The organism is Rhizobium sp. CB3090 (assembly GCF_029714285.1).
Taxonomy (GTDB): domain Bacteria; phylum Pseudomonadota; class Alphaproteobacteria; order Rhizobiales; family Rhizobiaceae; genus Rhizobium.
This window is the reverse complement of the sequence record NZ_CP121664.1, coordinates 125,745-141,264: the sequence shown is the minus strand read 5'-3', so window position 1 is coordinate 141,264 and position 15,520 is coordinate 125,745. Positions and strand designations below refer to the sequence as shown.

16 protein-coding genes are annotated in these 15,520 nt (G+C 56.5%); 6 read left to right on the top strand and 10 right to left on the bottom strand.

Annotated features, from left to right (window positions below):
* Nucleotides 1-45: 45 nt before the first annotated feature.
* The 3 genes from QA646_RS27530 to QA646_RS27520 all read right to left on the bottom strand — a co-directional run bounded on the left by QA646_RS27530 (nt 46) and on the right by QA646_RS27520 (nt 1,848).
* Nucleotides 46-639: a hypothetical protein gene (locus QA646_RS27530; RefSeq protein WP_283060921.1), complete on the bottom strand. Its 594-nt coding sequence runs from the start codon at nt 637-639 to the stop codon at nt 46-48.
* A gap of 32 nt (nt 640-671) precedes the next feature.
* Nucleotides 672-1,265 carry a hypothetical protein gene (locus tag QA646_RS27525; protein WP_283060920.1) on the bottom strand — a complete coding sequence of 198 codons (594 nt, stop codon included), beginning with the start codon at nt 1,263-1,265 and terminating at the stop codon, nt 672-674.
* Between the two features lie 142 nt (nt 1,266-1,407).
* Nucleotides 1,408-1,848, bottom strand: a complete 441-nt coding sequence (locus tag QA646_RS27520) for a SyrB-like regulator (protein WP_283060919.1) — start codon at nt 1,846-1,848, stop codon at nt 1,408-1,410.
* A gap of 390 nt (nt 1,849-2,238) precedes the next feature.
* Between QA646_RS27520 and QA646_RS27515 the strand changes: the two genes are divergently transcribed.
* Complete coding sequence (locus QA646_RS27515; protein WP_283060918.1) at nt 2,239-2,535, top strand: hypothetical protein; 297 nt, start codon at nt 2,239-2,241, stop codon at nt 2,533-2,535.
* 22 nt (nt 2,536-2,557) lie between these two features.
* Here QA646_RS27515 and QA646_RS27510 read toward each other — a convergent pair whose 3' ends face one another.
* Nucleotides 2,558-3,682: an ROK family protein gene (locus QA646_RS27510; protein WP_283060917.1), complete on the bottom strand. Its 1,125-nt coding sequence runs from the start codon at nt 3,680-3,682 to the stop codon at nt 2,558-2,560.
* A gap of 531 nt (nt 3,683-4,213) precedes the next feature.
* On the opposite strand from QA646_RS27510, the gene QA646_RS27505 reads away from it, so the two are divergent.
* The 4 genes from QA646_RS27505 (at nt 4,214) to QA646_RS27490 (ending at nt 7,945) form a co-directional block, all read left to right on the top strand.
* A complete protein-coding gene (locus QA646_RS27505) occupies nt 4,214-5,500 on the top strand; it encodes a DegT/DnrJ/EryC1/StrS family aminotransferase (RefSeq protein ID WP_283060916.1) in 1,287 nt (428 codons plus the stop codon).
* Nucleotides 5,501-5,574: 74 nt separating this feature from the next.
* Entirely contained in the window at nt 5,575-6,243 is a 669-nt protein-coding gene (locus QA646_RS27500; protein WP_283060915.1) for an HAD-IA family hydrolase, read from the top strand.
* Between the two features lie 212 nt (nt 6,244-6,455).
* Nucleotides 6,456-6,959, top strand: coding sequence for a GNAT family N-acetyltransferase (locus QA646_RS27495; RefSeq protein WP_283060914.1), 504 nt, complete (start codon nt 6,456-6,458; stop codon nt 6,957-6,959).
* 269 nt (nt 6,960-7,228) lie between these two features.
* Nucleotides 7,229-7,945 (top strand): GntR family transcriptional regulator, encoded by a 717-nt coding sequence (locus QA646_RS27490; RefSeq protein ID WP_283061016.1) that lies wholly within the window; start codon nt 7,229-7,231, stop codon nt 7,943-7,945.
* Between the two features lie 62 nt (nt 7,946-8,007).
* On the opposite strand, the gene QA646_RS27485 is transcribed toward QA646_RS27490, so the two are convergent.
* The 6 genes from QA646_RS27485 to QA646_RS27460 all read right to left on the bottom strand — a co-directional run bounded on the left by QA646_RS27485 (nt 8,008) and on the right by QA646_RS27460 (nt 13,972).
* Nucleotides 8,008-8,202, bottom strand: a complete 195-nt coding sequence (locus QA646_RS27485; RefSeq protein WP_283060913.1) for a helix-turn-helix transcriptional regulator — start codon at nt 8,200-8,202, stop codon at nt 8,008-8,010.
* Between the two features lie 170 nt (nt 8,203-8,372).
* Nucleotides 8,373-9,539 carry a sn-glycerol-3-phosphate ABC transporter ATP-binding protein UgpC gene (gene ugpC, locus QA646_RS27480; RefSeq protein ID WP_283060912.1) on the bottom strand — a complete coding sequence of 389 codons (1,167 nt, stop codon included), beginning with the start codon at nt 9,537-9,539 and terminating at the stop codon, nt 8,373-8,375.
* A 76-nt stretch (nt 9,540-9,615) separates the two neighbouring features.
* On the bottom strand, nt 9,616-10,641 hold the full coding sequence (locus QA646_RS27475) for a Gfo/Idh/MocA family oxidoreductase (protein ID WP_283060911.1): 1,026 nt from the start codon (nt 10,639-10,641) through the stop codon (nt 9,616-9,618).
* A gap of 33 nt (nt 10,642-10,674) precedes the next feature.
* Complete coding sequence (locus QA646_RS27470) at nt 10,675-11,505, bottom strand: carbohydrate ABC transporter permease (RefSeq protein ID WP_283054622.1); 831 nt, start codon at nt 11,503-11,505, stop codon at nt 10,675-10,677.
* Between the two features lies 1 nt (nt 11,506).
* Nucleotides 11,507-12,436, bottom strand: coding sequence for a sugar ABC transporter permease (locus QA646_RS27465; RefSeq protein WP_283060910.1), 930 nt, complete (start codon nt 12,434-12,436; stop codon nt 11,507-11,509).
* A gap of 69 nt (nt 12,437-12,505) precedes the next feature.
* The gene (locus QA646_RS27460) at nt 12,506-13,972 is read right to left on the bottom strand and encodes an extracellular solute-binding protein (protein WP_283060909.1); all 1,467 of its coding nucleotides are present in this window, start codon (nt 13,970-13,972) and stop codon (nt 12,506-12,508) included.
* Nucleotides 13,973-14,248: 276 nt separating this feature from the next.
* On the opposite strand from QA646_RS27460, the gene QA646_RS27455 reads away from it, so the two are divergent.
* Entirely contained in the window at nt 14,249-15,505 is a 1,257-nt protein-coding gene (locus tag QA646_RS27455) for an ROK family transcriptional regulator (protein WP_283060908.1), read from the top strand.
* The last annotated feature ends 15 nt before the right edge of the window (nt 15,506-15,520 follow it).

The window sequence follows — 15,520 nt, the reverse complement described above, 5'->3', positions numbered from 1 at the left end:
ATGGTCATGAAGGGATCTAAGCGCTGCCACGCAAACTGGATCGGTTCACAAGATCTCGCGGTTATCGCTAAATCGCGCGAGCATCTGTCGAATCTGCATATTTTCTTGAAGAAGATGTTCCATCAGCAAAGCCTTAAGCCGTCGATTCTCTTCTTCGAGCGCAATTAGCTCGTCGCCTGAGATATCGATGTGGCCGGCGTTTGATTGGGCGCTGACCGTGCTTGTCGTTTCGTCGGCATTATGATCGATATTTGCTTCACGTCGACGCTTTGTGTTCTTTCGAGACCGCCTGGAAGAGCCGTCTTTCAACGGTGAAACAGAAGTGAAGATCGGACCATTGTCCTGCTGAGACGCGCAGGTTTGTTCCGTTTCGAAAGAGGACGCCGAAATCCGTTGATCGTCGCCGGTTTCAACGTAGTCGTTGAGGTGAGTTTCTGGTTTTGGATCCGCCCACGGCTCGCTTTCATGCTTCGGAACATCTGAGACGATGTTGGGCTCGAAAAGATGCGGTGCGTCAGCTTCCGCCTCGCGTGCCAGCGCCTTGAGGTCGGTATCACCCCAGATGGAAGTTGGCTGGATCGTTGTCCTGCGGCGCGCCGATTTGAGCTCGACAACGAATTTTCGCTGCTGTGTTTTCATATATGTCCCATCTTTGAGATCGTAAGGAGGATTTACGATCGGTCGAATCGCTCAAGCATTTTTCTAAGCTGATCATTCTGCAAAAGCAGCTTTTGAGCCAGTTGAATCCTCAGTTGCGTGATCTCCTCGTCCAGGCCTGCCACCTCTTCGAAAAGGCCGTCCTCAGGCGATGGGGATTTTGCATTTTGAGCATTGATTGCGACAGCTGTGTTCTGCGCGGTCACGTCAATGTGAACGCTTTTCGCATGTGCCGGCTTTTTCGTCCGCCGGGTGCCTGGAGCCTCATTGCGCGTATCGCTTTCAAGCGGCACCGCAGAGGCTTCAGCGCCCGGCCGCCCGACCTCAGAAGGCGACAGTTCTTGAACCTTGTCACCTTCAACCGGTGCCGCACCCTCAGTTTCGACCTCACCTTCGAATTCTTTTGGATCGGTCGCTATGAGCTCAATAGATCGGCTTTCATCGGGCTCGGAGCCGCTGGATGGCTCTGGTGGGTTTAGCGCAAGCTCCGGGACGTCTTGTGTTTCGCTTTGGCTTGCGTCGGTGTCGACACCATGCTCAATCGGGCTTTTGGGGGCGGACTGTCGCCGCGAAGTTAATCGAGTAAGGAATTTCCACGGTAATTTCATAGTGCTTCAACCTCGACCAGTCCGTATCCAAAATAGCGCCGCAGCGTGAAACCGGGCTCGGAAGGCGAGCCCGGCGAACGCATCTTCTGCCGAGAAGGATAGCTCAGGTCGATTTCGCCACCATCCCGCTGTTGATCGGCGATCAATCTAACCCGAGCCGCTTGCGCAGATCGGCATTTTCCGCACGCAATTTCTCTGCCAAGAGTTTGCGCAGCCGCTTATTCTCTTCTTCCAGCTGAATAAGATCCGCCATCTCGTCCCTTGCTGAAACAACAGGCGTCGTAACTTTTTGCTCGGACTGCTGTGCCGTGCTCTTGGCTGCAGTATCCATTGTGCTCTCCTTGACGGAGATGTCGGCGACCTGCATTTCGACAGGCTCGGACTTTGTGTCCGCGGGTTGTTCGCTACGCTTTCTGCGACCTCGCGGCGCCTTCGCGGGTTTGGCAACTTGCGTAGTACCCGCTGCCTCAGCAGCTACTTTCGGGCGTCGCGGAGCGCGCTGTTTTTTAGGCGCCGGCGTTTTTGCCGGTATATTCGTGCCTGCCATATCGGTCATTGCGCCAGTATTATTCTCGTCAGCCATGAGTATCTCCCTCTGTCGGCAGGAGTTCTTTTCGACCGAGTGAAAGACAGAGTCAACATTGCTGCGTTGGTGGCCCGCCTTTTGGAGAGCACCTGTCAAAAAGCGTGCCTGAAGGCGAGCGGCAGCCTGCGGACAATCGAATAAAAAAATGCCGAGCTTGCGAGGTCGAACCGTCTGTTTCACGACTAGTCCGCGTTCGCACGCTGCCAAAAAAGGGAGCTCTCCTGCCAGTTTCTGCGATCGGTCACTTCATTTAATGTTCGGATTTTCCTAAATCATTTGCAATAGATCGATGCTTCACTTGGCACCCCGATTCCTGACAGATTGTGCAAAGCCGGTTTGCACCGTCATAAAAATCGCCCTTGGTTCGACCGACAAAGAGGATACGAGATGCGTGCGCCATCAGGTTCTGTTCCGGGACTTTGCTCTGCTTCCGCCACCATGTTCGCTGTGGGAATGGCGTTCCTTGGCTATTGGGGAGTGTATGAGCCAGGAGGCTGGCACAGGTCCGATTTGATCGTCGTGATCTTGGCGCTCGTCGGTTTTGCAGCGCTTGGCTCGGTTCCCTGGATTGTAACGACCCCCGTCGTAGAGGAAAGCCAGGAAAAAATCGTAGCCGCCAGGCGAGCGCTGTTGCTGGGAGTCGTCTTGATCTGGTTGTCCGTTCTCGTCTCGTTTTTTTCTTAGCCTTGCCCCCCGAGTTCTCTGCTTAGATCATAAAATTCAGCAATTCGCAGATAACGAGACCCGCCGCGCCGCGCAGGCCGGCGACATCCTCCCGATCGCCGAGGGCAAGGACGATCTCGTTATCCGCAGGATTGACCATCAATTGCCTGAAGCTCTCTCCAATAAGATCTAACATCATTTTTCCGCCGCGCACGATGTCACCATGCAAAGTGATGCAGTTGGGTGCCATCAGCTGTTGAAGGTTCGCCAGCCCGACAGAAATATTGGACGCGTACTCTTCAAGCAGTTCTTTTGCCCCTTTAACGCCAGTTTCAGCGAGCCACACCAAACGGCTCGCATCCAACGAGCCAGCCTGCGGCAGGCTCCTGGCCTTTGCTTCGCCTCTTAGCCATCGCAGTGTGGCGATCGTTTCCCAACATCCGCGTCGTCCGCATCTGCACATTTGGCCATTGAGTTGCACGATAGTATGGCCGATTTGGCAGTGCTTACCTCCTGCGGCCCTGTAAGGATATCCATCGACATAGAGCGCCGCGCCCAACGACTGACCGATGTAGACGACCGCGAAATTTCTCCGCCCACGTCCTTGCCCGAACCAACGATCGCCAACAAGCAAGGCTCTGGCGTCTTGGTCGACGCAAGCCGGAACTCCGAAACGCTTTTCTAACTGCGCTTTTATCGGAAATCCATGAAGGTGCGGCGCAAGATCCATGGCCGCGATCGAGCCCGTTTGCGGGTTGAGCTCGTTGGCAACCGCCACACCGATGCCTAGGACCGGTTGGTGGGCAGAGGCGATTGACTTTTCAATGCAAGCACTGACGATCTGAAAAGCATCGACAACATCTGTCAGATCTTTCGCCAAATTCGCGTCGTGTTGAGCATAGGTCTCACCCTCCAGAGTAACCAAGCATGCGTGGACACCGTCGTGCATCAGCCGAACTGCGCAGATCGGCTTGGCCTCCTTGGAGAACCAGAGCTTGGTAGCGGGTTTTCCGCCGGTCCGATTGGCGGGAACTACGTCGCCTTCGGCAAGAATACCCTGATTGATCAATGGTTGGACGATGCCGCCGATGGTTGCTCGGTTGGCACCGGTGACGCGCGCAAGCTCGACCCGGCTGGAAGGGCCCATATCGTATAGGGCCTGTAGCAAGCGCCCTCGATTTGCAATCCCTAGCGTCCGCGCGGCGATTAGAGGATGAGCTGGCCTCAATCCTTTACTGTCGCTCTGGTCCCCCTCGACTGGCCCGATGAGGCGATTGCCAGATCCATCTCGAGTGTTCGCATTTCGCGCAATTGATGGTTTTTCCGTTTTTCTTATCATGGACTCCATTTGATCCGACTTTCTCTTTTATCGAAATTCGATTGTCTTCACGCCACTCCCGCGTGAGCCCTGCCGTCGTTGCCGAACGCTTCCGGGAGCCGGTATAGCAATCGTCACACAGGCTGAGTTTCTCCACCGCCATCCGAATGTTCATGTCGGCAACGAAGAAGCATTTTCGAGTATATGTGCATTCTTCGGATAAATGTTTTTAGAAACACCAACACAACAACAGAAATATTCGCCAATGCAAAATATACTTTTAAATATATTTTAGAAATACTGTTGATTTGGCCTGCTAAAACACTAGAACTCTTCGGCAAATCGACAGACATCGACGTAATCCAATCGCCGGAGGAATAAATGAACGAATTTGCCAGCAATAATCTGGACCTCTGTGAGTCCGGAGGGCACTGGCGGGAAAAGGATCTCGCTCTCCTTGGCGGGGAGCCCATCGTTCCTTCCGGGCGGATTACGCCTTGGCCAGCCACACAGACAGAGCATTTGGATGCCCTGCGCGAAGTTGTAGACAGTGGAAGGTATCATCGGGTCAATCACCCTGTCGTGGCCGATTTGGAGCAGGATCTCGCGACTTGGACGGGGAAGTGGAAGGTGCGCGCCGTCGGCAGCGGTACGGCGGCAATCCATATCGAACTCGATTATTTTAAAGGTAGAGGCGAGCACGTGGTGACTGCGGCGCTAAATTGGCCGGGCGCGGTGGGGCCAATTGCGATCACTGGCCTTCAGCCCGACTTCGTTGACGTCGACATGAACCTCGCCGGGATCGATCAAGATGCGGCAGCCGACCGATACGGACCCGGCGTCGGAGCGGTTCTCATCACCCATCTCTTCGGGAATAACATTCGTGTTCCTCATGCAAGATCTGCCGCCCGCGCCCAAGGCATTGCCGTGATTGATGACGTCTGCCAATCGATCGGCGCCATTAAAGCGATCGCAAATGGGGCATACATCGATACAGACGCCCTCGCTTTGTCCGGCAACGGCGCCAAGCACCTTGGAGCGGGCGAGCTTGGATTCGTGATTACCGAGGACAAAGATCTAATTGAACACGTGGACTGCGTTTCGCTGACGAGTTCATCTCGAAACGGAGATCGGGCATTTTCGCCGTCTTCAGCAGGTTATAACTACCGTCCGAACGTCTTCTCTTCGTCTATCGCAAAAATGCGATTGAGAAACCTCGAGACACAACTTCAGATTCGAAGAAATAATGGGAAAATTCTATGGGAGATGATCCAAGATCTCTCCGGTATATTTCCCGTCTTCGACCCATCTGACTGCAGTCAGTCCATGCTCAGCTTCCCACTTCGCATCGAACCGGAAGCTCTCGGTTTTGGTTCGGGTCCGGCGGCAAGGGACACCATCGTCAAACTGCTGCAGGCGGAGGGGGTGCCCGTTTTGGTCTGGCTCAGGAAGCCTGTGTTCGAATATCTGCCGAATATTGCCAAGGATTGGAAAGCCGCCGATTTTCCTAACACGGTAAAACTCTTGGATACGATGTTTTGCGTATCGGAGATCGCGCCGCCCAATGAAGCCGGGGTGATGGAACTTTACGCTGAAGCGTTTCATCGGGTCTGGAAGGCTCTTTCCAAGATTGGCCCAAAGATTTCCAGTATCACCACAACCATCTAGGCAGGCCTAAAGCAAAGTCACCTCCACGCTGGCTCTCTTGCAATGTCGTTTTTGAACGACAACGGAGTAATCCCATGACCTCGTCCAAAATGCCAAAACTTCTGATTTTCGATTGTGATGGCGTCCTAATCGACAGCGAAATCATTGCGACCGCGGTGCATGTCGAAGTGCTGGCAGAGCACGGATATAATATAGCGGCCGAGACTTACAACCGTCGCTTCACAGGCATGACTGATCGGCAAACCTATTCAATCATCGAAGCTGAGTCTGGCTTGTCCTTGCCGGAGGGTCATCATGAATATGTTATGGCAGAAATTGGCCGACGGTATGCCAGCGATCTCAAAGCCATCTCAGGCGTCAATCAAGTTCTGGATGCGATTGATTTGGCGCGATGCGTGGCATCGAGCAGCAATCTGAAGGAGCTGCATTTTGCGCTCAAGCTAACAGACCTCTATGATTATTTTTCGCCAAATGTATTCAGTGCTTCCCAAGTCTCACGTGGCAAGCCCGCCCCGGATCTTTTTCTATTTGCGTCTGAGACAATGAACACGTCGGCGGACAAGTGTTTGGTCATCGAAGATAGCGTTGCCGGGGTCCAGGCGGCGGTGGCGGCCCAAATGCGGGTAGTTGGTTTCGTCGGCGGTTCTCATTGTCCTGTCGGACACGCTGAGAAATTGCTGGAAGCAGGCGCCATGAGAACATTCAGCCAGATGGCGGCGCTGCCAGAAATTCTTGCAGGTTGATGGTTTGGGCGATGGTCCGCCCGCAGGCTGAAGCCGCAACGGGCGAACCAAAGGCGCACAATGCTTTTGCATTGGAGAGTTTCGCAAGTGAGGACCCCAAATGTCCCTTTTGTGTTGCGGATCCCAATCAGCGTCAGGGTCATCCCGCTGCAAGGTTCTTTGGGAAAGGCTTCAATCTAAAGCACCCGGCACTTGGCAAATAGGAAAAGACGATGGCTGAAAAGCAAGCACACATTCAAGCTCCAATAGTGATTGAGTATCTGGAGAATTGGCGCGATCTGTTCCCGGTTTGTGCAAGCTGGTCCTTTGGGCAATGGGGTTGTCAGGCCAATGGATCATTCGAGGAGACGCAGCGTGAATTCCAAGCGTCCTCAAGAAGTTCTCTACCGCTGACTTTGGTTGCTCTCGAAGATAGGAGACCCGCAGGGATGATCAGCCTTTCCAATTATGATTTTAAAGGAAGGCCTGATCTTTCGCCGTGGCTGAAATCGCTCTACGTCCATCCATTCCACCGCAACAAGGGTACAGCTTCATTGCTGGTCAAAAGGCTGGAACAGGAAGCTTTGCGCCTCGGCTACGAAAGGCTTTATCTCACCACCGAGAGCGCAAAGCTCCTCTACGCGAAGAATGGCTGGTCGGAAATGGACCACGTACAGACACCTTATGGCGATGCAACTTTAATGACAAAGATGTTGCTCGGAGCACGTACAGTCTAGGTCTGACGAACCAGGGGGTGCCTGGTGTTGGTCCGCGGGTGCCCAAATCTCCTCCGGGACTCAACTGACCTGTCCGCGTGAACATATCGGAGACTGCCATGAATCGTGCTTCGGACGGATCAGATTATGGCAGGCGTGACCTCAGCCAGACTGTCGTCTATAGTGGCCTTCAAAAATCACGCTCCCACGAATCCTTTAAGCAGCCCAAAGCGATTGAATCGCCAAGCGTCATCCGTTTTTCAAATTGCATCGACAGAGGAAACCCAAAAATGTGGCTTTGCGAGAATGCTCTCCAATGTCGCGGAATAGCCGTTCCAACTTCCGCTGATGAACAGGTCCCCGCAAAGGCTGACGCTGCCTACAATGCGGTTCTTCAATTGCTTTACAGCTATGCTCGCGTGCCGGTGCAACATCTTAGTGATCAGGAGCTTGCCTGCGAACTGGACCTCGGTCGGACGCCGATACGCGAAGCACTCATCCGACTTGCGGCGGAGGGCAAGATTCTTTCGATCCCTCAGAAAGGCTATTTCACCAGGCCGCTCGTGGAGGGAGCACTGTTGGACTTATATGGTATCGCACGTCAAACCCTCACCTACGCGCTCTGGCGTATGCGGCCGCATGTGCCGGATACCGACGGCGAACGTGACAAGCCGCCCCGCGACCACCTCGCGATGCATGCGGAAACCGTCTTTGCCCAAATCGCCCAGCTGTCGGCAAATTGCGAAATTTGTAGAATTGTCGACAAATTCTGCTTTTGCTCACGTCCTGTCCGGATGGAAATAATTACCTCGGAGCTTGGCCCTTCCTACGAAGAAAGCCTTGCAAGGCTGATCGACGCGATGCCGTTATTGAGCAAGGCAACGGGCGCGGTGGAATCGGCATTGATGAGTCACCTTGATCTCGAACAGAACGCACTCGCACGCGTCGTACGTGAACTAAACAGGCAGCGGTCGACAAGTTTTCCTCGGCTGGTGAGAAGTTTGTAAATACGCAAGTGTGATCATCGTCGAGTGGCTCAGCCTGTGACCAAACGTAATTGCTTAGCCGCTCAGGAGGGACAATCCACCTTCGTGAGCGCTTCCTGCAATGAAGTCGCGCCGAGAGAGACGAGCGCCCGATTTATGTATGATCGTATTTCAGCTTCACTCTTACCCTCTAGCAGTGCAATCTCGGACACGCTCCAACCGAGCGATATCCAGCGAAGGCACGAACGTTCAATGGGCGAAAGCTTCCAGATCGTCATGAACACTCGGCGGATTGACTGGTCCGCGTCAACGAATCCTGTCTCAGCTCGAACGGCTCACCAAATGTCAAGCTGCGCTCCTTTCTAAAAAAAGGGGCTGCCGTCGGACAGGTCCGCACGGCAGCCCCAACGCCCTGGGAGGCAAGGATTGCAATTGTTTCTCATACGCATCAGTCGCGAATTGCGGCTCCTGTCAGCGGATCGAACCAGTGCAGCTTTTTCAGGTCGACTGTCAGCGGAAGCCGCTGGCTGATTAACGGCGTTGACGCCGGAGGGATGCGCGCCACCAGACGGCTCCTGCCTCCTTGCCTTAAGTCTTCCGAATCTGCTGCCTCGCTCACTTTGACGGGCGGCGAGGCAATATCGAAGAAGACAAAGGTATCGGCGCCGAGCGCCTCGACAACGGCAATTGGCTCATTGAATAGCGTCTCGGAGTCGGGACACACCTCAAATATCTCGGGCCGAATTCCGACAATGACCTGGCGTCCGACATAGTTAGAGAGCGCAGGCCGCGCTGAAACTGGAAAGGTGATATCGGTTCCTGAGATGATGCCGTGCAAGATTCCCCCCTCCTCCCGAAGGTCGGTCCGGACGAAATTCATCGACGGCGAACCGATAAAACCGGCAACGAACAGATTGGCAGGCCGGTCGTAGAGCCGCTGCGGCGTGTCGATCTGCTGCAGGTTGCTTTCCCCTGCCTCGCCGACAGGCTTCAGCACAGCAACCCGATCCCCCATCGTCATCGCCTCGACCTGGTCGTGGGTAACGTAGAGCGTGGTGACGCCAAGGCGCTGGTTCAACAGCTTGAGTTCGGCGCGCATCTGGACGCGCAACTTGGCGTCGAGATTGGACAGCGGTTCGTCCATCAGGAACGCCATCGGATGACGGACGATCGCCCGACCCATAGCGACGCGCTGTCGCTGGCCGCCCGACAAGGCGCCAGGCTTGCGGTGCAGATACTTCGTCAGATCGAGCATCTCCGCCGCTTCGCGGACGAGCTTTTCGATCTTGTCTTTCGGCATTTTGCGCTGCTGCAGGCCGAAGGCGATGTTCTCGTAGACCGTCATATGCGGATAGAGCGCATAATTCTGAAACACCATGGCGATGTCGCGGTCCTGCGGCTCGGTGTTGGTGACATCCTGATCGTGCATAAGCAGGCGGCCGCTATTGAGCAATTCGAGCCCGGCCGCCATCCGCAGAAGCGTGGATTTGCCGCAGCCTGACGGTCCAACCAGCACGACGAACTCACCGTCGCCGACCGTGAAGCTTACATCGGCAACGGCGACGGTACCGTCCGGATAGGTTTTCCCAATCCCTTCAAAGGTCATGGACGCCATATAGTTCTACTCCCAGTATCAACAGGCGAGGCAGTCCATCCGGTCGGGTGGACGCCACACGGGATTGGTCACCGCATCAGCCGATGGTCACTGCCTTGCCGCTGGCGACGGACTCCTCGATCGCTGCGAGAACCTTCGTGTTGGCGAGGCCATCATTCGCGTCGGCAAGCAGGGGTGCGCCCTGCACGACGCTGTCGACGAAGCGGGCGATGGACTCCTGCACAAAGCCGCCGATGCGCGTTGCACCGGTCGGCGTCATGCCGATGTAATCATGGAATTTCATGCCGCCGTCGACAATGCGGCGAAGACCGCCACTATGGGTGGGATCAGCCTGGATCTGACCCTTTTCGCCGACGAACTCGACCTTGAAATCGACGAGGGAAGGGTTGTCGCGGGACAGGATCCAGCTGTTTTCCATGGTCACGACGGTGCCCTTGGAAAATTCGAGGATCGATGCATGGAAATCCTTGGTGTCGACGCCACGGGCAGATAGCGTCCCGCAACGGGCCACCGCGTAAACGCGGCTAACTTCGTCTTCGAGGATGAAACGCAGCACGTCGACGAGATGGCTGCCTAAGAACCATAGTGCCGAGGATTTTGCCGCCCAGCTCAGCATCTCGAACGGAACGAAGGTCGTGTTTGAAAGCCGCGCCGTGCCGTGTTTGGCAAGCCCGATCTGGCCGTCCTGGATCATGTCGCGGACCTGCGCCAGGATCGGATTCACCCTGTTGTGGAAGTCGATCATCAGCTTGCCCTTCGACTTTGCGGCGGTCTCGGCGATCTCCTCTGCTTCCTCCACGGTCGTTGCCAGCGGTTTTTCGCTGAGCACATGCTTGTCGGCCTTGAGTGCGGCAAGGATGATCGGCGTGTGGGTGAAGTCTGGTGTTGCCACCGACACGGCATCGATGCGATCGCTGGCGATCAGCTTACGATACTCGGTGAACGCTTCCGCCGCGCCGAAACTCTCCTTCATCTTAAGCGCCCTGCCCTCGTCAAGGTCGCATACGCCGACAAGTTCGGTCTCCGGCAGGACGTTGAAGGTGTTGGCGTGATTGTTGCCCCAAAGGCCGGCGCCGATAACGCCGATGCGAAGTTTGCTCATTCGTTATTGCTCCATTCAGAACTAAGAAAAGGGTCAACCTTTGACCGAACCGAAGGTGAGGCCACGGACGACGTAGCGGTCGAAAACCAGAAAAATGATCATCGGCGGGATCATCGCGAGCACGGCGGCCGCGGCGATGTAGTTCCAGGTGACGCCGCTGGTGGCGAAGTATCCGAGGGTCCCGATCGGAAGAGTGGCGGTCGAGCGCGAGCTCAGCACCAGCGGGAAGGCCGCGTTGTTCCATGCAAAGACGAAGGCGAACATCGAGGTGACGATGATGCCGGGGCGAACGATCGGAAGCGTGATCCGCCACATGATCGTGTACCAGCGGGCGCCGTCGACGCGGGCAGCCTCTTCGAGCTCCGCCGGCACCTCATCGATGAAGCTCTTCATAAGCCAGACCGAAAACGGGATCGTCAGCGTCTGGAGAACCAGTACCATCGAGAAGTAGGAGCCCTGAAGTCCAACGCGTGTGATCAGCACGAAATACGGGATCAGGAAAGCGATCGGCGGCGCCATCAACAGCCCGAGATACCAGAGCATGATGTTCTTCTTGCCGCGCATCTTGAATCGCGAGAGCGCGTAAGCCGCAGGAACCGAGAACGGCAGATTGAGCAGCACTGCCCCAATCGCGACGATGAGAGAGTTGACCAGTTGCGGCGCATTGGTGCCGGGATCGACGAGGATATGCCGGAAGGCATCGAGCGTCGGCTCGAAGGTCAGTTGCGGCGGCATCGCAAACGCCGTTTCGGCCGGCCGGATCGCGAGCGCCAGAAACCACAGGATCGGGCCGATGAAGACGGCAAGGCACAATAGGCCGGCGGCATAGGTGAGCGCCGTGTAGAAGGTCGTGCGGCTTTTCATGTCACCACTCCTCATTGCGGAAGGCGAAGAAGACGTAGAGGACGACGATGATGTTGACGATCAGCACCGCGATCCACGTCTGAGCGCTGACAAGGCCGACATTGAAGTTGACGAGGCCTTGTTCGTAGAGCGAATAGCCAAGCGTGCGCGTCGACGTCCCCGGCCCGCCGCGGGTCAACACCAGCACGGTGTCGAAGGTGTTGAAGATCTGCATGAAACGCAGCATCACGATAATGATGGCGGTGCGCCGGATGAGCGGCAGCTTGATGCGCATCAGGATCGTCCAGGCCGATGCGCGATCGAGCCTAGCGGCCTCGATGATCTCGTCGGGAACGGCAAGCAGGCTCGCATAGAGGACGATGGCGAAGAAGGGGGTCCACTGCCAGATATCGACGAAGAGAATGGCGGCAAGCGCCGTCGATGGCGAGCCGAGAATGCCCTCCGCCGGCACCGGCAGTAAGAGCGACTGCAGAACCCAAGTTACAAGGCCGCCGCCCGGGTCATAGAGGTAGCGAAACAGGAAGCCGACGACGATCGGCGCGATGGTGGTCGGCAGTATTAGAAGCGCGCGCACGACATTCATGCCAGCCAGCGCTTTGAGCAGGACGAGCGCAATCGCCAAGCCGAGCGAGAACTCGATCGCTGTGCCCAGGATCGACAGGATCAGCGTGTTAGTAAGGGCCGCGCGGAAATCGAAGGCATTGAGCGCCTCGACATAATTGTCGAAGCCGACAAAAGCCAAAGGCTGCGGGCCGACCTGCAGGTTCCAGAAATAGAAGCTCGATTTCAACGCAAAGAGCAGTGGGTAGGCGATCAGCGCCAGTAGCATGATCACTGAAGGTGCGATCAGGAAATAGGGCAGGTTTCGCCGTACGAAGCCTCGCCTGACAGGCGCAAGCGCCTGCGGCGAGCGAATGGTTGGAGCGTGCATCGTAGAAGTCCAGTTCTTCACACGTGACTGCCGGCGCGATCTTGTCCGCGCCGGCAACAGAAGAATTTATTACGCCTTGCCGAGCTTACCGATCAGGTCCTTGGCGCCATCGAGCGTGTCGGTATAGCTTTCCTTCTGATAAGGGATCATCAAATTGCCCTTGAGGATGCTTTCGAACAGGTTGTTCGTGCGCACCAGCGCCGTCTTCGGATCTTCACTGCCCGTCAGAAGCTGGTTGAGCGTGAGGCCGAGCACACTTTCGACCGCGGTGTAACCGGGGACCGGTGGGCGGGTGATCTTGCCGTTGCCCTGTTTCATCATGTCGTACTGGACATCGAGATAGGGGTAGATCGCCTTGACATCTGCGTCCTCATAAAGCGACTTGCGGGCAAAATCCGAGAACTGGAAATTAAGGTCCGGCCACTGCGCCATCTTCTTCTGTGTCGCCTTCGAGGTCGCCCATTTGATGAAGGCGTAGCCGTTGTCCTGCCGGTCGGAACTGGAGGGAACACCGAGGCTCCAGCCGCCGAGGCTGACCGTCTGCGCCACACCCTTGGCCTTCGGAAGCGCCGCGGTCGCATATTTGTCCATGACGTCCGACTTCTTGCCGGTCATGTAGCCCAAATTCTTGACCAGATAGAAGTACGGCGTCCACCAGTAGAACATGCCGATATCGCCCTTGGCGAAACGGGTGCCGGCATCGAACCATACGTAGTTGATCGCCTCAGGCGGCGAGAGCTTGTAGAGCTGCCGGTAGACCTCGACCGACTTTGCCCAGGCGGGACCGGTGAGCTGCGGCGAGAAATCCCAAGGCGCGCCCGGGAAGGACTTGAACCAGCTCGCGCCGTGGCTCGCGGAAAGCTGTGTGAACATGTGCGTGATCGGGGACGGCTGCGACCCACAGACGACCGTCGGGAACAGCGCCTTGCCGTTGAACGACTTGCCTTCGAGCGCCTTTAGCGTCTCGACATACTTCGTCCAAGTCCAGTCCTCGGAGGCCTTGGTCGGCGGCTCGGCGATGCCGAAGCTGGCGAAGATATCTTTGCGGTACATCACGCCCTGCGCATAGGCTGCCACCGGAAGCGTGCCGATCTGCCCGCGCCACATGTTCGACGAATACAAAACCTCGGGAATGAAGTCAGCAAGATCGATGTCTTTGTCCTTGGCAATGTAGTCGTTGAGCGAAATGATCCAGCCGTTGTCGAGATATTGGCCGAGCCACATCTGATCAACCGCAATGACATCCGCATCCGACGTCTTGGCGACAAACGCCGAGACTAGACGGGTCTGCAGCGCGTCATAGGATAGGCTCTCCAGCTCTACCTTGATGCCGGTTTCCCTCTCGAATTCCGGGATCATGGCCTTCATCGAGAAAAAGAATGGATCTTCGACCGACAGAACGCGGACGGTCGTGGCGCCTTGTGCGCTTGCGCGTTTTGGGGTGAGCAGAGAACTTGCGCTTGATGCCAAGAGAGTCGCGACAGACGCCGACTTCAGCATGTTCCTGCGCGACATATTTCCGATATCGAATATCATGTGTGCCTCCTCAGTTGTTCTAAAATTCCAACCGCATTCGATGACGGAAGCCTTCTCGGCGCCGAACTCGATTTCGATTAGTTACCCCTCGATCTGCCTTTCCAGTAGTTTGTTTGTACTTCGCACAAACTTATGATACTGTCAAGAAGTCTCGATCTGATGTTCCGCGTGACCTCGCAGCTATCCGGATCGGGTCGCAGTAAGCAGGAAAGCGCCATCTGGTCGAGCAAGCGCCCACAGGCTAGAAAGACAAGACTGGCAAATCGGAGACGCAAGTTGAAGTTCGAGAATCAGCCATCCTATTCGCTCGGCCAGCGCGGCCCTTCCAACAAGGACGCGCTTGCTGGCGAAGGTGGCAATGTGACACTCGTTTCGCAGTCGACCCTCGGCGAGATCAATCGCGGCCGGGTGCTGCAGGCGTTGTACGACAACGGTCCTAAAAGCCGCGCCGAGCTTGCCCGTCTCGCAGGCGTCAATCGCACGACGATCACGGGGATCGTCCAACCGATGATCGAGGAGCGCCTGCTCGTCGAAGGCGACGCGGTGCCTTCCGACTTCAAGGGCGGCAAGCCGGCGCGTCCGATCTACTTTAATCCTGAAGCCCCAATGCTCGGCGCCGTGCTTCTCTTGCCGGGCAGGATCCAGACATGCCTCGTGACGCTCAGCGGCGAGATCAAAGCGCTCACCAAGGCGCAATTCGATCCGCATGGGGACAGGGATGTATTCCTGGCGATCATCAAGGACACATTGTCCGCGACGCTTTCCCAAGCGCACCAGGCGCCCTTCGGGATCGGTATTGCCTCAGGAGGCATGATCGACAGCGACAACGGGGTGATCCTCGCCGTCAATCTTGCGCCCGTTCTGACGGGCCTCCCCTTGGTCGATATCCTGCAGGCGCATTTCTCACTGCCTGTTGTCATCGATCATCATCCGCGCGCGCTTCTCGTTGGCGACCGGTGGTTCGGGCCGGGTCGTGGCCAGCAGACGTTCGCGGCCATCTATACCGGGGAGGTTCTGGGCGGCGCTTTCTACATCGACGGACGGGTCTACCGGGGGCTTGCCGGTTCCGGAGGCGAACTCGGCCATACCGTGGTGCAGATCGATGGCGACCTCTGCAATTGCGGCAAGCACGGATGCTGGGAAACCGTCGCCGCCCTACCCTGGCTGCGGCGTGAAGCGACTCGACTTGGCTTCGCAGACCCCGAAAGCGTCACCTGCGCTCGCCTCGTAAATGAGGCAGCAGAAGGCTCCGAAGCTGCGAACGGTCTGCTGGACCGCTATACCCGAAACGTCGCGTTCGGGATCCTCAACCTGCAGCAAACCCTGTCGCTCAACTCCTATGTCCTGCATGGGGACATTGCAAGCGGCGGCGCCGACGCCGCTGAGCGCGTCAAGCAGCATGTCGAACGACTGGTCAGGAAGCGGCCGAACCAGGAGATTTCGGTCACGGTGAATGGCATCGGAGAAGGTCATACCGCGTTGCGAGGGGCTGCTGGCTTGGTCTTGTCCAGCCATCTGAAGCTGGTCATTTAGGCAGGATACGGTCGT